Origin of the sequence: Sphingobacterium spiritivorum (genome assembly GCF_016724845.1) — a bacterium.
Taxonomy (GTDB): domain Bacteria; phylum Bacteroidota; class Bacteroidia; order Sphingobacteriales; family Sphingobacteriaceae; genus Sphingobacterium; species Sphingobacterium spiritivorum_A.
Map to the genome: position 1 here is coordinate 3,682,436 of NZ_CP068082.1, position 18,769 is coordinate 3,701,204.

Consider the following 18,769-nt stretch of genomic DNA (forward strand, 5'->3'; position numbering starts at 1 on the left):
TATGATTTTCAAAATGTTAAATAACGTTAATCTATCACTATTACCAGTGCATTCATGGGTTTAGCCCAGTTATAGACGAATTTTGCATGTGAAGAAGCATTGCGAACACACATATGTGAGCGGGGCACAGTTCCCAGCGATGAGCTATATTCAATAATAGCTGTAGCCGGTTTGTTGACCGGTATTCCATGTATATACGCTCCGTTGGTAAAGCGGCTTGCGTATGGCGCAAAGCCGTCAATACTGGTCGTTCCGTCTTTATAATAAAACATTTTAGACTTGTGCTCCTGTATCATAAACAAGCCTACAGGAGTCTCTTGCGCATGAGGCGGTTTGTGTCTGCCGGACGTTGCCGGATTCATACTCCGTATAGTCCAGTCCTTGCCGGATCCTTCTAATGTACATATATTCTGGTTGCGTACATCGACGACAACGACATGATTGAAAGTCGTCGAATCGCTGATAGCTTTGACATATCTTTTGGGCACATCCCAGGTGCCGTCAAATGAAATACCCTCAACCTTGACCATATCCAGTGTATCACTGCTCAATAACCTGACTAATGATCCGTCTCTTCCGTATCGGGTCGGTTTATCTGATTCACCAACTACATATAGGGGGGCCGACTGATAGCGTTCCACACCCAGTGAATCAGAGACACGGGTATAGGCATTCCGCTCAAAGTGTTTGACAACCGGAGCTTCCCTGTTTTTGTTTTTATAATTCTGAAGGATAGCGTATTGTCCGGCTTTCTTTTGAAAATTTACCACATATGCCAGTCGTTCTTTTATCTTATCCCACTGAAAACTGCGTGTAGTATCTTTATAAGGATAAGTGTCTTCCAGACTGTGGTTGTCATAGAGAAAATCTTTTTTCAGATTGATATCTGAAGCTTCGACCGGCTTTTGCCGTTCAGCTTCCTTTTGCATTTTTGCAACCTGCTCCAGTGAATCCTTTTTGTTGTTTTCCTGTGTCTGCTCAGGACTCTTTTTAGAGGTACATGAAGATAATAAGAGTATAATGTAAAAAGTTAAGTAAACCTGTTTTGTTTGTTTCATAATTTAAATAGCCGTTGCTAAGTCATCCTGATGTGCTTTTTTTAATCAATATACTGCCACTTTTTGTTATATCAAAGCAAAATCAAATAATCGTAGTACATCAGGTATGGATTTGTAATAGCTCAGTTATACAAAAAGTGTGCTAAAGTGTCCTGATCAACCTGACGATGTCCGGATTGTCGTATATTTGCATCATTTTTCAGAAAAGAAGTTTCTGAGAACAGAATAAAAGGCAGTATTAAGAGAATAGAAGATATGGATATATTGAAAGATCGGATTTTGAAAGACGGACAAAGTTTTGCGGGAGGTATTCTGAAAGTAGATAGTTTTATAAATCATCAGATGGATCCTGTGTTGATGAAATCGATCGCAGTAGAATTTGTAAGGCGTTTTGGTCACCTTCCGATAAACAAGATTATCACCATTGAAGCCAGTGGGATAGCACCGGCAATTATGCTGGGTTATCTGCTGGAACTCCCTGTGGTATTTGTGAAAAAGGCAATGCCCAAAACAATGCAAAATATGCTTGTATCCTCGGTTTATTCCTTTACTAAAGACAAGACATATGATATCTGTGTAAGCCGTGACTTTTTGGGGGCTGCAGACCGGTTAGTATTTATTGACGATTTTCTGGCTAATGGTAATGCCGCTTTAGGCATTTGCGATCTGATAAGAGAAGCCGGAGCAACACTGTTGGGGATGGGGTTTATCATTGAAAAATCTTTTCAGAAGGGCGGGGAATTGTTACGGGCAATGCCGGATATTCAGGTAGAGTCACTGGCAAAAATTAAAGAGCTGGGAGACGGAAAAGTCGTTTTCGGATAGGAAATTAACAGTATACTTTTTTATTTAAAGGAGTGGATGATTAAATAAACAGCCCGGACAGTATCCATACTGTCCGGGCTTTCCGTTTATGATATATTATTTGCACCTGTTATACTTGATCGGACAAATAAATCTTTGGCTATATAACGGGTAGAATATAGTGGATATTATGTGTTAAATACAATTTAACATAGTTTTTTGAACATAATATTGATTTTCAGAAGAATAAAAATAACAGTAGTTCTTTTGGTGTTAGCTACATGTTAAACTGCTGTTAATATTAGCTTTTTTAACTGGTATCAGGCTTCTTCAGAGTTTGGGTTTTGATTTTATTTATTATGTTTGAAAGAGATGCCTTAAAATATGAAAATATTCTCGTAACATAGATTTTACTTCGCGGATATGAATATACGATTGTATCTGCGGTTGGCAGCGGGCATTAAAGCAAATTATACACGATGAAAGACAACACCATATTCAAGATAAGTTCAAGGATCAAAGAGATCCGTAAAGGAAAAGGAATTACTATACAGGATCTGGCAGACAGGGCAGGTGTGAGTAAAGGACTAATTTCTCAGGTGGAGAATAACCGTACTGTTCCTTCACTACTGGTTCTGATCAACATTATCGGTGCGCTGGAAATTGACCTTACAGAATTTTTTAAAGGATTTACATCTGATGGCGATTTAGGACCGGTCATTGTCCGTCGTAAAGAGCAGTATGAACCCTTTGAAAAAGAACATGCACTGGGATTTATGTACAGAAGGATCTTCACGACCTCAATCGTCAATTCGACAATGGATATTGTGCTGCTGGAATTAGAACCCGATGCAAACCGTCCTATGGTCACTACAGAAGCTTTTGAATACAAGTACATTCTGGCAGGAGAGGTGGAGTATATTTTTGAAAATGAAATTATACACCTCAAAGAAGGAGATTCTATATTGTTTGACGGTAGACTTTCTCATTCTCCACGTAATTCAGGGACGCAGAAAGCAAGCATGTTGATCGTGTATTTTTTTGAACAGGATAAAGCCTGATCTTTATACGGATATTAATATAGCTATTTATTATAATCACGCTGCCAGGAATCTGGTTGCTTTACCGCTATCCTACTCAATCAGAGCTAAGGCAGTGCTGTTAATACCTTTTTAATATATTGGCACGTATCTTAAAGGTGCATTTGTCAGCCCGGACTTTGTTTTTCAACTTAACCTAAATTTCACTGATTCCTCAATATCAGCACTTCTTTTTAGTATAGGATTTAAGAAGATGAATTCTTTATTATAAATACCGCTAATCTTAAATTGTAAATTAATTACAATTAGTGTTGTTAATATGAAATATTTGTTTTTAATTTACATTTGTAGATTATTTACATTTTTTGATAATTAAAAACATTTTTTATATGAAACGATATTTAATAATTCTATTGATGTTCATAATAACTTCATTCGCTATGATCACTACTACAAATGCCCGTAATGTAACACTTAAGACCGGATACAGACTGTCCGAAAAGGAAATCAGAACCTATTTGGAGGAATTGGAAAAAGTAATAAGAATTCCGGATGGATACAGCTTCCACACAGTGAAAAATGTAAAATCAAATGATGTAGAGGCTTATTTGTTCCGATTTGAAAAACCGGAAAACAAAGGTCTTCAAGGAGAACATTTTTCATTCCTTATTTCAAAAAAGGACAAACAGATTCTAGGGTTTAGTACGATGGATAAAAAATATTCAAATGTACACATGCTGTCTGAATCCGAGACAGAAAGAATAGCTATGGAATTTTTATTCAAACTGGATAAAACGCTAGCCGCTAATCTGAAGAATCTATGGATTGAAAGACATGATGAAGTTATCCTTATCGATGGAGAAAAAACGGCAGTAGCCGGAATGAAATATAAATGTTATTATTCCGCTCAAAACGATTATTGCTGGGTGGTTGTCGGTTTTGACGGTTCCGTAATTACATATGAACGTAATATAAAATGGGATAACAGTAAAAATGCACGGATTACCGAAAAATGGTTACACGATGACAGGTTGATCCATACTTCTAGAGATACAATGACAGATGAGCAGGTACTAAAGACGCTTGTGGAAGAAACATTTGCAAATGCAGCTTTGAATAAACTCAATGTGGAAGAAATGTCCAGAGGTTTTCATCCAGACTTTGCTATCCTTATAGCGAAGGACAACAGTCTTTTTCGTCTGCCTCTGCAGGACTGGATGAAAGTCGTAAAAGCGTATAAAAATACTCCGGATAAAAGGAAATCTGGAATCAGAAATCTGGATTATGCTATTGAAATAATGGAAGTTACAGGAAATGCGGCGATAGTGAAAACACAGTTTTTTCGGGATAAAAAATTGATTATTACAGACTATCTGTCCTATATAAAATATCATGATGGCTGGAAAGCTGTTGCTAAAGTATCGAACGAACATATTGTAAATCCGTTACAGCTAGATTTATAAAGAGGCTGTAATATAAAAAATATGTAAGTTATAAAGGGCGGTTTGTGGTTTACGTAATCACACCGCTTTTTCTCTGAGAGTTCATAGCTTTATTTTTAATATAACGGATTGTAATCTGTTTTTTAGTAATTAATTAATATAAGGTAAAACCACTTAGCAATCCTTTTTTGTGATTTTATGCAATCCATGCTCTTATAAGCGATGGCCTATAATTATTTTGGAAAAATATTAATTTAACATTAGCTTAGCATTACAATTATAACTTTGTGCTGTGGATGATACAATAATTCACAGTTAAAAGAATACTTAAATTTGGGATGGAAAGTCATGAATACGTGGTCCGATAAAGAATTGTTTGATGTAATTAAAAACAACAATACGCAAGCCTTTTCGATTTTGTTTGACAGGTACTCGGATATTCTTTTTCGTTTTATCCTGAAAAGAACACATTCTGTTACAGATACAGAAGATATTTTGCAGGAAGTATTTCTATCGTTATGGAACAGGCGTGCAAAAATCGAGGTAGGAGATTCCATATATCCATATCTGTTCAAAGCTGCACGTTACGAAGTAATAGACTGGATGGTCAAAAGTGAAAAACGCATAAAGCATTTTGAGCGGTTGGAGGTCAAAGCAGAAAAAGATATAATCTGTCCGCACAATAGTGAGGAAAAACTAATGGCCAAAGAGCTGGCCAAATTACTGGAAGATGAAGTCCAGAAGATGCCCGTCACTATGCGCTCTATATTTAACCTGAGCAGAGGAGAGGATATGTGTATAAAAGATATCGCCTGCCAATTGTCCATCTCAGAGCAAACAGTCAAAAACAATATTTCTCTGGCCATGTCACGTCTCAAAATCCTGGTCAAATAATTTTTTCAAATTTTTTCATTTTTCTTCGGTACTTTTTTCGGTTTAGTCAGGTTATATGGTTGTATGAATGAAGACAACCTGAATAAGCAGGCTAAAAAATTATTACAGAAATATCTGAATGGTCAATGTACTCCTGAAGAGGAGCAACAGGTGATGGAATGGTTCTATTCTTTTGAAGTAGAGGGGCCGGCAGTCCCTGAACAGGAAGATGTGCTCAAAAGATCCAAGTCGGCACTCCTGGATCAGATTCAGCTACAGGACGATAGGATAGTATCTCCCGGATTCTTCACATGGAAGCGTATGCTGATTGCTGCGGTTGCACTTATTGTTATGAGCGGAGTCTTAGGAATATACTGGAAAAACAACTCCTTGTCTGTAACTGCTGACCTGGCGGCTGTAATTCCGGACTCTACCGGGCAATACAAAAATGATATTATGCCTGGTTCTTCCTATGCTGTTATTACCTATCCCAATGGTAAACGTGAGACCTCTGCGGATTCGCAGGCTGATCACAGCCTGTCTTCATCTGCCGAAAACGGTATGTTGTCAGTAGAGGTTCCCAATGCCGGAAAATATAAAGTGATTCTGAGTGATGGTACACATGTCTGGCTCAATTCTTCCTCAACACTGACTTATCCGGCGACATTTGGTTCGGATCAGCGTATAGTGAAATTATCAGGAGAAGCCTATTTTGATGTTGCAAAGGATGCACACAGACCTTTCCGGATAGAGCTGAACGGGTCAGTAATAGAAGTACTGGGTACCAGTTTTAATGTCAATGCCTATACCGAAGAAATCAGTACCTCACTTGTAGAAGGAAAGGTGAAGATCATTACCGGTCAAAAGGAAACTTTCTTATCTCCCGGAAATGAAGCACTTATAAAAGGCAGTCATGTAGCTGTTGCACCCGCAGATATTCAAAAAAATACAGCATGGCAGAGAGGTGAATTTTATTTTGACAGTGATAATCTGGAAGAGATTATCAACCAGGTGGCAAGATGGTACGATGTGGAAATTGTAAATGCGGACTCTTTAACAGTAAACACTACGTATAAAGGTGCCATTAGCAGAGAGATGAAACTGTCAGAAGTACTGAATATACTGTCATCGGCCACGCAACGCAGATTTGAAATAGACGGACGTAGAGTCATCGTAAAATAATGAACGATAGTAATTATTAATCTAAACCACAAGAATATGAATCGAACCTGAGGTATCTGACTTAGTGCCTGAACAATAAAAAAAGGAGGTGTTGGAGCACCCCCTGTATTGAGAAAGGCAAATTTTAATTGAAATGTGAATTCTATTGATTTATTAACCTTTAACAATTCAAAGTTATGAATTTTTTTTCTCCATTAATAGAACAAGTTGACTGGAGAAGTCGATCAAATCCACTTGTTTTTAAAGTCCTACTAACTATGAAGTTAATTTGTATTCTGGTACTGCTGTGTACAGTGGGAGCCAGAGCATCAGGATATGCGCAGGAAGTGAGTCTTTCTATGAAAAATGCAAAAATCGAAAATGTACTTCAGGAGATATCCAAACAAACGAAGTTGCGTTTTTTTTATGATGAAAAATTACTCGAACGCGCAGGCCGCATTAATGTATTTGCTTCTGAATCGGATGTGCGGGTTGTTTTGGGCCGCGCACTAAAAGACCAGAATCTGGCAATTGAGATTCTAGGAGGCACTATTATTATCAAAGAAAGAAAAAAAACAGATAATGAAGTATCCGGAGTAGTCAGTGATTCTACCGGTGTCATGCGCGGAGTCACAGTATCTGTATTGGGTGTTGCAGGACTTTCAACCAAAACAGATGCCAACGGCAGGTACTCCATCCGGGTTCCTGAAAAAGGAATACTTCTATTTCGTTTTATAGGATACAAAGATCAGCAAGTCGTTGTAGGTAGCAAAAGTGAGATTAATGTGCGTATGGAAGCTGAAGAATCCCATCTGGAAGAAGTCATTGTAGTGGGATACGGTACACAGAGAAGAGTTAATCTTTCCGGAGCAGTGGATCAGATTGGTGAAAAGTTCTTAGACAGCCGCCCGATTACCAATGTAGGGACTGGCTTACAGGGGGCTATGGCCAATCTGAATATTACCCCTACAAGCGGGAGTGCAAACAGTTCCCCGCAGATCAATGTGAGAGGATATACTTCGCTTTCAGGAGGAGGTCCGCTGATTGTGATTGATGGGATACCTACTACCAATGACGAACTGAACCGGATGAATCCAATGGATATCGCTAGTGTAACCGTACTCAAAGATGCGGCATCTGCAGCGATTTATGGTAGCCGGGCTGCATTTGGAGTCGTATTGGTCACTACCAAGAATGGAACAAGTACAGATATCAAGATTGCGGCAAACTCGATTTTTGCGGCAAAAGCAATCACCCGTTCGATAGAGGTTGAAGATAATCCCTATGAGGTAATGAAATACCGGAATCTGATGTCTGCACCCTGGTATAATCTATATGATGAGAAAATGCTGGCGTACGGGAAACAGGTAAGTGAAGATCCTTCCTTACCTCGTGTGATCACAGATCCGCAGAATCCGAATGCCTATATCTATCTGGGTTCTACAGACTGGTTTAAGGAAGTGTATAAAGATGCTCAGCCTTCTTATACCAATAACATTAGTATATCGCAGAAAAATGAACGTTCGTCCTATTATATATCCGGCGAATATTTCAGACAGAACGGAATGCTCAGGATAAGTCCTGATACCTATGACCGTTACAATTTCAGAGCCAAGGGAGATTATAAAATAACGGATTGGTTTACATTATCTAATAATACGACTTATACAAATACTAAGTACGATCAGCCGTCTGCAGTAGATCAGGGCTATCTGTACTGGCATAACGTAAATCGTCAGCCATCTCTGGATATGGTCTATAATCCTGACGGAACGTATACACAGACGGGAGTCAATATCATAGGAGCGGTTGCTGAAGGGGGGAGAAGTATCAAGCGTATAAATGATTTTCAGAGCAGCTTTGGTGCAAAGATAGATTTTATCAAAGGTGTCTGGAGCCTGAATGCAGATGCTACATTCAGAAGAGTATCCGGTAAAAGTAATTTCTATATGTTACCCCTGCAATTCAGTACAGGTCCTGGTATTGTCAATCGTCAGAATTTTAACAGCATTGCTTCCAATGGCAGCGAAGAGACACGTTATAATGTATATAACATCTATTCGCAATACCAGCAGACAATTAAGGACCATTACTTTTCGGTCATGCTTGGCTTTAATCAGGAAGAGCGTATCTATGAATCTTTTTCTGCATCAAGAGATCAGTTAATTTCCAATTCACTTCCTAGTATTGGACTGGCTACAGGTGAAAGACCCAATGTAGGAGCCTACGATTATGCCTGGGCAGTAAGAGGAGCATTCGCCAGATTAAACTATTCCTATAAGGATAAGTATATTCTGGAGTCCAATCTGCGATATGACGGAACATCCAGATTCCCTAAAAAGAACCGTTTTGCATTTAACCCATCCGTTTCCGGAGCATGGGTCGTTTCTCAGGAAAAATTCTTTGAACCCCTTAAAAAAACGGTTGATAACTTCAAGCTGAGGGCTTCGTACGGATCCTTGGCCAATCAGGATCTACGAGATAATTATTATCCGTATATCGCTGAAATGCCAAAAGGAACAGGTGTAATCCTGGATGGCAAACGTCCTCCTATTGTAAACAGTCCTGGTCTGGTATCCTCTACACTTACCTGGGAGACGATTACACAATCCAATTTTGGTGTAGATATCGGTCTGTTCAATAATCAGTTTTTCGGATCCTTTGATATGTATCGCCGGTATACAAAAGATATGCTTACAGCAGGCCGTGTTTTACCTATCGTACTTGGAGTAGGTGTGCCTGTTGAGAATGCGGCAGATCTGATGACCAAAGGCTGGGAGCTGACGTTGGGCTATAATAAAGAATTTATGGTCGGACATAAGCCCCTTTCTTTCTCAGCACGATTTAATCTGGCTGATAGCAGAGCATTTATCGAAAAATACAATAATCCTAAGAATAATCTGAATGATTACTACGTAGGACAGGAGATAGGTGAAATGTGGGGATTGACCACTTTAGGATTTTTTCAGTCTAAAGAAGAGATCGCCGCCCATGCTAATCAGTATGATGTAACTTCTTATCCCGGCACGCGCGGACTGGAGCCCGGCGATCTGAAATTTGCCGATATCAACGGCGATGGTAAAGTAAACCGTGGAGACTGGACGCTTGCAAACCCCGGCGATTATAAGATCATTGGTAATTCCAGACAACGGTATACCTATGGTTTGGATTTGAGCTCGGCCTGGAATGGAATTGACCTCCGTGTATTCCTTCAAGGAGTAGGCAAAAGAAATTATTATCCTTCCGGTGGAGATCATTACTTCTGGGGTATCTATGCTCAACCGTGGGCGAATCTGACAAAATTTAATATGGATCACTGGACCCCGGAAAATCCCAATGCTTACCTGCCCAGACCAAAATCTTATGTTGCTGAGCAAAGTGGAATCGAACTGGCAGCAACGCAGACCAAATACTTGCAGAATGCAGGATATCTGCGTGTTAAAAACATCACAGTAGGGTATACATTGCCCAAATATCTTACAGATAAATGGGGTGTAGAGCGTGTACGCATATTCGGAAGTGGTGAAAATCTGTTTGAATTTACCAAACTAATGGATTATCTGGATCCGGAAATTGTAGGAGACAGAACTGTTTATCCATTTCAGCGAACTTATTCTTTAGGCCTAAACTTTATTTTCTAAAAGGAGTATGATCATGCAAAATATAATAAGAAAGATAATAGCCGGAGGCAGTTTGTTGGGAATACTGTCTCTGATGATTGGCTGTAATGATGATTTTATGGAGAGGTATCCGACTACATCTATTACACCTGAAGTGTTTTTTACCAGTATTACAGATTTAAAGACATATACAGATGGGTTTTACGGATATCTGGATGCGCCTATTGCGGATCTGGGTACTGACAACGTAGCACACTATAATTCGGGAAGCACAATTGACGAGATAATGAGAGGTGGAGTTACCCCTCAAAATGCAGCTGTCTGGAGCTGGAGCAGACTTCGGAATATCAACTTCTTTCTGGAAAACTACGGACGTGTCAAAAATGCAAAAGCAGAAGATGTCAATCATTATGTTGGTGTAGCCAAATTTTTCAGAGCGCGTTTTTACATTGATAAAGTCAATACGTATAATGATGTGCCCTGGTATGGAAATACTATGGGTACCGGCGATACCGAACTGCTCAATAAAAAGCAGGATAGCAGGGCACTGGTTGTAGATTCTATTATGGCCGATCTGGAGTTTGCAGCAGCAAATATCAAACCTGACGGACATAAATCGACTGTTACCAGATGGGGAGCATTGGCTCAGTTGGCTCAGTTTGCTTTGCAGGAAGGAACATACCGGAAGTACCATGCCTATCTGGGTTTGAAAGATAGCTATAAGAAATTCCTGGAGAGAGCAGTGTCTGCATCTGAAAAGATAATAAATGAAGGAGGATTTCAGATCAGTAAAACCGGAGGAGTAAACCGTGCCTACCGTGATCTTTTTATCAGTCAGAATTTGCAGGCCAATCCGGAGACAATTCTGTTTATCGATTATGATAAAGATCTGGGACGCCGACGTAATGCACACACGGTGCTGGACTACGAATGGGCTTTGAGTCAGACACTCATGGAAAGCTATCTGATGAAGGACGGGAGCCGCTTTACAGACCAGCTTAATTATAAAACTAAAAACATTGATGAAGTATTTGTAAACAGAGATCCACGTCTGGAACAAACTTTTATGAAACCCGGATTTCAGGCAGTAAATGCCACTGCTCCTCATCGTCTCAAGCCGACATTAGGCGGGTACAATCAAATAAAATTCTATCCGGAGGTAGCAGATATGATAAGTTGGGAAGCTGCATATACAGATGCATTTGTATTCAGATATGCAGAAGTCCTGTTGATTTTTGCTGAAGCCAAGGCGGAATTGGGTATTTTAAATAATCAGGCTGATCTGGATAAGTCTGTCAATCAGCTCCGCGCCCGTGTAGGTATGCCGAATATGATTCTAAGTCAGGTGAGTGCTTCTATAGATCCCAAACAACAGGCTTATTACAGCAATGTAAATGAGGGTGATATAGGTCTGATATTAGAGATTCGCAGGGAAAGACGTGTGGAACTGGCCTGTGAAGGTCAGCGATACAGAGATGTATTCAGATGGGAAGTAGGTGAGCGCTTTGCAGATCTGCAGCAGGGTATGTATGTAAAAGCATTGGGACCAATGGATGTTACAGGAGATGGTAAAGTAGATATTGCTATACTGGAATCAGCCACCAGCACAGGTCCTATAAGTCATCTTACTGAGGCTGAATTAAAGAATATCACTTTGTACTATCTCAAAGATGCTAATGGTAATAATACCACTATATATCTGGAAAACGGAAACAGTGGCCATATCATGTTTACCATAGGAAGAGATAAAAAGAAAGAGTTTATTAAACCGAAGTATTATTACTACCCGGTGGCGAATAGTCAGTTGGTGTTACAGGGAAGTAATCTGGTACAGACGCTGGGTTGGTAGATGTTCATTCAGGTCAGGAATTGATCCCGGATGAGTTTCGAATCAATTTCTGTCTCTTTTAGTAATATTTTAATTTTCTACGGCAAGGGTGTGATGACCTGTTTAGTTGATGCATACTTATAACAGTTCTGTTATGAGTATGCATTTTTTATTTGATGTATGTTTAATTTAAGTAAACATTTGGGTTTTTGTAAAATCTTAAAATTTCATTTATGATATTTTAAGTCTTTTAGAAGCGCTTTTGTTGATTCTAATTGTTTACAAATACTTAACAAAAGTTTGGTTTTTAAGTAATATTTGAATTTTACTTTTGAAATGACGCTAAACGCTTTTTAAAGAAACGTTGGCTGCATAGATCTAAAACAAATATTAATAAAAACAAAGAATGGCAATTAAACTCGTTGTATTCGATATGGCCGGAACTACGGTCAGAGACAAAAATTATGTAGGAAAATCATTTACAGAGGCCATGCGTAAGCAGGGGTATAATGTAAGTGTAGAAGATGTAAACCCGATCATGGGTTATAAGAAACCTGTAGCCATACGTATGATGCTGGAAAAATATGAGCAGGATGGTGCTAAGATTACAGATACATTGATTGATACTATTCATGAAGATTTTGTGGCACTGATGTTAGATTTTTATCACACATCGCCTGATATCCAACCTTTGCCGGGTGTTGAAGAAACATTTGAGCAGCTACGCTCTTCCGGTATTCATATCGGACTGGATACCGGCTTTTCAAAAGATATAGCACAGGTTATCATCGACCGGTTGGATTGGAGTGATAAAATAGATGTCATGGTAGCCAGCGATGAGGTAGAAGCCGGACGTCCCTATCCTTATATGATCTACAGAATGATGGACAAATTTGGGATTCATTCTGCGGAAGAAGTGGCCAAAGTAGGAGATACTGAAGTCGATATTCATGAAGGACTGCAGGCGGGTTGTAAATATGTAGTCGGTATCACCACTGGCTCCTTCTCACGAAGTGAACTGGAACCGTACGGACCTACACATATCATCGATCATATCTCAGATATCTTACCTATTATCCGGTAATAATTATGAAACTGCTCACGCTCTTCCGAACCAAGGCAGCAAACTGGAATTATATTACAGTATCTGTTTTTGCAGCTCTGGCAGCTTTTAGCTGTTATACCAGTATGTACGCTTTCCGGAAATCTTTTGCAGCAGCCACATTTCACGAAGCTGAATTTCTGGGACTGGACTACAAAGTCTGGCTCGTTGTCGTACAGATGCTGGGCTATATGTGCAGTAAGTTTTATGGTATACGGTTTATTTCTGAATCTAAAGGTAAAAACAGAGCAAAGTATCTCTTGACTTTGATCGGTATCTCCTGGTTGGGACTGTTAGGATTTGCACTTATGCCTGCACCGTATAATATCGTCTGTCTGGCTATAAATGGTTTTCCGCTTGGCATGATCTGGGGATTAGTTTTCAGCTATCTGGAAGGGCGTAAAAGTACAGAATTTATGGGGGCTGTCATGTCGGTAAGTCTGATCTTTGCTTCGGGATTTGTCAAGACTGTAGGACGGACATTGATGGAGTTATTTTCGATCAATGAGTTCTGGATGCCATTCTGTACAGGGTTGGTGTTTCTGTTACCTTTTCTGATCAGTGTGTTTTGTCTGGAAATGATTCCTGTACCTACAGCTGAAGATGAGCGGTTGAGAACCAGAAGAGAGCCTATGAATGCACAACAACGGAGAAAATTTCTTATGGTGTTTCTGCCGGGTATCATTATCACAATTGTAATCTATGTGATGCTGACAGCTTTGCGGGATATCCGGGATAATTTTGAAGTTGAAATCTGGCAGATGATCCATGTTCAGGACAATCATATCTATGCTAAAGTCGATGGATTGATTTCTCTGGCTGTGCTGATATTAATCAGTCTGCTGATATTGGTAAGAGATAATCTCAAAGCTTTTCAACTGATCCATCTGCTGATTGTATGCGGGTTTGTGATTGCCGGATTGTCAACATATCTTTTTGACAGACAGTATATCGGTGGCGTAGCCTGGATGAGTGCAGTAGGTCTGGGATTGTATATGGCATATATCCCGTATAACGCTATTTTCTTTGAGCGTATGATAGCCAATTTTCATGTTAAAGGAAATATCGGATTTATAATGTACCTGGCAGATTCTATAGGTTATCTTGGCAGTCTGTCTATCCTTGTCATCAAAGAATTCAGTCCTGTCGAAATTAGCTGGGCCATGTATTTTAGTCAGTTGGTATACGTGATGGCCATTATCGGCGCCTGTTGTACCGTAGCTTCATGGATGTATTTCGTCAATAAAACAAAGTCAAAAAAGAATATATTTATACAAACTCAGGATTTAAACGTGAATGAACACTTTAACCGAAGTGTCGTGTCTACTAAATTTTAATAAACAAAAGAATAATGGAACAGCAATCTTATGATTTAATTGTTATTGGTGGGGGAGTCTTAGGTACTTTTCATGCTTATCATGCCTTGAAACTTGGAAAAAAAGTACTCCAATTGGAAAAAGACAATTTTCCGGTAGGCTCCACCGTACGCAATTTTGGTCAGGTAGTTCCTTCAGGAATGTCTGGTAAATGGTTTCAGTACGGAGTGAGAGGATTGGATATTTATCAGGAAATTCAGCAGGAATTCGATCTTTCTGTACGCTGTAACGGAAGTGTATATATTGCCTCTGATGATGATGAGCAGACCCTGTTGCATGAACTCAAAAATTACTACGATACACTGGGGTATACACAGCAATTATTAAGTAAGCAAGAGATAGTTAGTAAATATCCCGCTATAAAAGATTCGTATGCAAAAGAAGCATTGTTTTTTGCACAGGAGGTGAGTGTAGAACCATTGGTAATGATCCGCAGATTACAGGAATACCTTCAGGTGAAATTCAAAAATTATACACTGCAATTTGACGCACCCGTTATTGATTGTGCGGTGAAGGGCGCAACTGCGGAAGTCGTGTTAACGAACGGGGATAAACTGCGGGCAGATAAAGTGATTCTGTGCTGCGGATATGAATTTAAGCTCCTCTTTAAAGAATTATTTGAGAGCAGCGGGCAGATCATCAGTAAATTGCAAATGATGCGTACTAAACCCTTAAAAGATATCGGCCTAAAGGGAAATATTCTGACAGGCCTTACAATAAGAAGATATGAAAGTTTCGCAGATAATTGTCCGTCTTTTGGTAAAATACCTACACCCTCACATTATGATGAGCTAAAGAAGTATGGAATACATATCCTCTTCAAGATGGCTCCTGATGGAAGTATTATTATTGGCGATTCACATGAGTATGCCAACGGTTCGAGATTTGATGATCTGGGATTTTCTTTAGATTCTTATATTAATGAGTTAATGCTAAACGAAGCAGAGCGCATAGTAGATTTTGATGTCAGACAACTGGCCAGCAGCTGGGCAGGTTTTTATGCTCAGCATGCAGACGGTATTCTGGAATACAATATTGATGAACGTATTCATATACGTACTTGTATAGGAGGTAAAGGCATGACAGCAAGTGCAGGATATGCTGAAGCCAGCATTGCTGATATTTATCATATTTAATACCGTATGATCAGGTAAATATTGTACTTGTAAAGGGGCTGTCCAAAAAGGCTGGATAGCCCCATTTTTATGCGATTCTATAAGTACCTATTTAAAGATAGGCAATTCTACAAGGCGTTGACTTGACTTTTTTTTGCATCCTCTTTTCGTTATTCGACAGACCCTAACCCTCTCATTTTTAAGGAGAGGGTTAGGGAGAGGTTTTGCACTTTTACAATTAACCTCTCTGCCCTTAGGGCATCTCTCCTTTAGAAAGAGAGAAAAGTTATAACACGGTCACTACAATAGAATTGAGCCGTCTAAAAAGATTGAATAAACCATTTTTCTACGATTTTATACGTACCTCCCTTACAGCATCATTTCAGATATACAATTCTCAAAGGGTTTGACTGGACCTTTGAGACACCTTCTTTGTGTTTACAGCAAATGCAGTTCCTGTCGCAGTTTTGTAGCTGAAAAGCTACAACTTTTTGATTTACTGCATACTTCCGCTATTTTAATTCCCCTAATCCTGGCAGGTAAGGTATATTTGTTATTCGTTTTAACGACATTTTGTTAAGCAATAATCCGAAAGAATGATAATGTAATCATTTGACGGAGTATCGACCTGATGGAAATATTAACTTCTAAATTTAGACTGCAGAATTCTAATGTTTGCCGGCCTGCGTATCAATACGCTGCTGTAGAAAATATGGTGCCTGATACAGGCAGACCGTTTCTAAAGTGTAAGTTGCAATTCCGGATTTTTAGTCTGCTTATACATACTCAATTCCTGATATGGGCATCATGATTTATATTGTGTATACCATACTGATGGCACTGTGCCTGCTCTCCCTGCATCTCATCTACTCGTTGAGAGAACGCAGAGCATTTGATTGGGTAGGAGCGGGCTTTTTGGTGGTCGCAGGAATCCATGTAATACATAATTCCCTGTTCAGAAGTACATATGTGGATCATGTACTTATGTTTAAAATAGCTCCTTTTGAATTCTTGTACGGGCCGCTGTTATATCTGCTATGCATCATTTCGGATACAAAAAGATTATCCTACTGGCACCTTTTTCATTTTGTACCGTTCGGATTGGCCTGTCTTTGTTACTTTATAATTTTATTTTCAGCTCAAAAAACATTCCTGAATATATTTTACGATCTGCATGATTATATGGTAGCCTGTTCGTGGCTTATCTATTCGATTGCAATATGGGTGTATATGGCACTGTATCAGGACAGCAAGCAATATCGTTCAAAGGGATTGTACTGGATTGCTACTGCAGGAGGATTGTCAGCATTGACAGTGTTGGTGATAGATGTATTCAACGTAGATGACGAATCTAAAATGTTGCTTACAAATCTATCTAATCTGGTGATGTTTGGTCCTGTTCTTATCACCGTAAGTTTTCTGTATCTGTATTATTTCAAATTGCTTTTCCTGAAGGCCTCTGTTAAAGATAAAAATCCTGTAGATGAGGAATATCTGAGTTACAAAAGTTCCTCCCTGAACATTACACAGATGGAGGCCTATGCGATGAAGATCACGAAATATCTGAATACAGAAAAATATCTTGATATTACACTGAGTCTGGATATACTGTCCAGGCACACCCGTATTCCAAAACATCACCTTTCCCAGGTTTTTACCCGATATTTTAAATGTAATTTTACTAAACACATTAATATGCTCCGAATCGATTATGCATGCCGGATTCTTGAGCAACAGGATTTTGCAGAAAATGTGGATAATCTGGTTGAAAAATGTGGTTTCAAGTCAAAAGCTTCTTTTTACCGGAACTTTAATCTGCTAAAAGGCTGTACACCTTTGGAATATCGTCAATCCAGAATCGCCTATCAGTCTGATTCGGAGTCAAAAGATAGATATATAGGAAAGATTGAACTAAAAATAGATAGCTAATTCCGATCTGTGTCCTTATTTTTGTTCATCAGGTTATGAACTGAAAAATCAATAAAATTCTATACATATGAAAATACAAGGTTTAGTATTACTGGCAGTAGTAGCTATTGTAGTAATTGTCGGTTTAATGTTTGGGTTACCAAGATATTCTGTATGGCAGCAGGAAATGGCAGGTAAAGCTCGTCTGGCAGAGGCCACGCAATCCCGTCAGATCCTGATCGAACAGGCAAGAGCGGAAAAGGAAGCTGCTGTTTTACAGGCGGAAGCTATCAAAATCATGGGGGAAGCTGCTCAAAAATATCCCGAATACCGCAAGCAGGAATTTATAGGTGCATTTGGAGAAGCTTTGAAAGCCGGAACTATCAGTCAGATTATTTATGTGCCAACAGAAGCGAATATTCCGTTACTGGAAGCCGGGAAACGAAGCATTGTAACAGAATAATTGCAGGCGGTCAGTAATTTTGGCACGCATATTGAATAATATATAACTCATAATTTAGGTTAATAATTGGTTAAAAAGCCCTGCATCTCCCCGGTGACGGGGCTTTTTGTTATTATAAGTATTTACATATTAAAACTTGGCAATTGTTTGTGATTGAGTAAATTATAAAGCTCCGCAATATTCTTGACACCAAGTTTTTTAAACAACCTGATTTTATAAGTGCTGACAGCAGTTTTACTCAGATTTAGCACTTTTGCTATATCTTTTATACTTGATCCTTTTAAAAGTAAAAATGAAACTTCCATCTCCCGTGGAGAAAGTATAACACTAATGGTTTGGGTTTCGTTATTCAATTCTTTTAATGTAAACTGTTGACTTGTCTTTTCTTTACGAAAGTGTTTGGAACCTGATAACACGGTCTGTATTACATTTCGAATATATTCTATAGATTGATCCTTGGATACATATGCAAATGTTTTTTTCATAAAGCTGGCAGAGGCAAGGAATTTATTATCTTGTTTACTGAGAATAATGATTTTTAGATCTTTCTGAACACTAAGAATCTGATCTATTATGGCAACCCAGTTCCCGTTAGGTAACTCAATTTCCATAATAAGAAGGTCATATTTAACGACGAAAAGCATAGATTGCAATTCCTCAAAACTACTTGCAATATAAATATCAATATCCGTTAAAAATTGTTCCAACAATGTAGAAACACCTAATCTTGCGACCGGATGACTATCTGCAACTAATATATTCCTTGTTGACATTCTTTTAACTATTTTAATCGGGTTTCTTCTATTCTTAACATTAAAAATAAAGTTGCTAACGATTAGAATATTCCAGTCAATTAAATTCTCTTAGCATAGCGATGTCTTTTTTTCTCTGTCTGTCAGTTCTGAGAAGCATCAGTACATTTTTGCTAATTCATTGCAAAATAAGGGAACATAACAACTTACCGAATTGTTAATCTTTA

Annotated in this window: 14 protein-coding genes; 12 read left to right on the forward strand and 2 right to left on the reverse strand. The window is 38.8% G+C overall.

What is annotated here, in order from left to right; genetic code table 11:
- Nucleotides 1–26 precede the first annotated feature (26 nt).
- On the reverse strand, nucleotides 27–1,058 hold the full coding sequence (locus tag I6J03_RS15660) for a L,D-transpeptidase (RefSeq protein ID WP_003004497.1): 1,032 nt from the start codon (nucleotides 1,056–1,058) through the stop codon (nucleotides 27–29).
- Nucleotides 1,059–1,313: 255 nt separating this feature from the next.
- Here I6J03_RS15660 and xpt point away from each other — a divergent pair, with 255 nt between their 5' ends.
- From xpt to I6J03_RS15720, 12 genes are all read left to right on the forward strand, one after another.
- On the forward strand, nucleotides 1,314–1,883 hold the full coding sequence (gene xpt, locus I6J03_RS15665; RefSeq protein ID WP_003004494.1) for a xanthine phosphoribosyltransferase: 570 nt from the start codon (nucleotides 1,314–1,316) through the stop codon (nucleotides 1,881–1,883).
- A gap of 458 nt (nucleotides 1,884–2,341) precedes the next feature.
- Nucleotides 2,342–2,923 (forward strand): helix-turn-helix domain-containing protein, encoded by a 582-nt coding sequence (locus tag I6J03_RS15670; protein WP_003004491.1) that lies wholly within the window; start codon nucleotides 2,342–2,344, stop codon nucleotides 2,921–2,923.
- Nucleotides 2,924–3,342: 419 nt separating this feature from the next.
- Complete coding sequence (locus I6J03_RS15675) at nucleotides 3,343–4,365, forward strand: nuclear transport factor 2 family protein (RefSeq protein ID WP_157600391.1); 1,023 nt, start codon at nucleotides 3,343–3,345, stop codon at nucleotides 4,363–4,365.
- A 327-nt stretch (nucleotides 4,366–4,692) separates the two neighbouring features.
- On the forward strand, nucleotides 4,693–5,238 hold the full coding sequence (locus I6J03_RS15680; RefSeq protein WP_003004485.1) for an RNA polymerase sigma factor: 546 nt from the start codon (nucleotides 4,693–4,695) through the stop codon (nucleotides 5,236–5,238).
- Between the two features lie 63 nt (nucleotides 5,239–5,301).
- Nucleotides 5,302–6,399, forward strand: coding sequence for a FecR family protein (locus I6J03_RS15685; protein ID WP_003004482.1), 1,098 nt, complete (start codon nucleotides 5,302–5,304; stop codon nucleotides 6,397–6,399).
- Between the two features lie 257 nt (nucleotides 6,400–6,656).
- Nucleotides 6,657–10,019, forward strand: coding sequence for a SusC/RagA family TonB-linked outer membrane protein (locus I6J03_RS15690; protein WP_232279636.1), 3,363 nt, complete (start codon nucleotides 6,657–6,659; stop codon nucleotides 10,017–10,019).
- A gap of 13 nt (nucleotides 10,020–10,032) precedes the next feature.
- Nucleotides 10,033–11,847 carry a RagB/SusD family nutrient uptake outer membrane protein gene (locus tag I6J03_RS15695; protein WP_039989768.1) on the forward strand — a complete coding sequence of 605 codons (1,815 nt, stop codon included), beginning with the start codon at nucleotides 10,033–10,035 and terminating at the stop codon, nucleotides 11,845–11,847.
- Nucleotides 11,848–12,232: 385 nt separating this feature from the next.
- Nucleotides 12,233–12,910: an HAD hydrolase-like protein gene (locus tag I6J03_RS15700; protein ID WP_003004470.1), complete on the forward strand. Its 678-nt coding sequence runs from the start codon at nucleotides 12,233–12,235 to the stop codon at nucleotides 12,908–12,910.
- Nucleotides 12,911–12,915: 5 nt separating this feature from the next.
- Nucleotides 12,916–14,265, forward strand: a complete 1,350-nt coding sequence (locus I6J03_RS15705) for a DUF5690 family protein (protein ID WP_003004467.1) — start codon at nucleotides 12,916–12,918, stop codon at nucleotides 14,263–14,265.
- A 14-nt stretch (nucleotides 14,266–14,279) separates the two neighbouring features.
- On the forward strand, nucleotides 14,280–15,440 hold the full coding sequence (locus I6J03_RS15710) for a TIGR03364 family FAD-dependent oxidoreductase (protein WP_003004463.1): 1,161 nt from the start codon (nucleotides 14,280–14,282) through the stop codon (nucleotides 15,438–15,440).
- Nucleotides 15,441–16,217: 777 nt separating this feature from the next.
- Entirely contained in the window at nucleotides 16,218–17,348 is a 1,131-nt protein-coding gene (locus tag I6J03_RS15715) for a helix-turn-helix domain-containing protein (RefSeq protein ID WP_003004461.1), read from the forward strand.
- Between the two features lie 67 nt (nucleotides 17,349–17,415).
- A complete protein-coding gene (locus tag I6J03_RS15720) occupies nucleotides 17,416–17,790 on the forward strand; it encodes a hypothetical protein (RefSeq protein WP_003004458.1) in 375 nt (124 codons plus the stop codon).
- Between the two features lie 122 nt (nucleotides 17,791–17,912).
- Here the strand turns inward: I6J03_RS15720 and I6J03_RS15725 are convergent, their stop codons facing one another.
- Entirely contained in the window at nucleotides 17,913–18,563 is a 651-nt protein-coding gene (locus tag I6J03_RS15725; RefSeq protein WP_003004454.1) for a response regulator transcription factor, read from the reverse strand.
- Nucleotides 18,564–18,769: the final 206 nt, after the last annotated feature.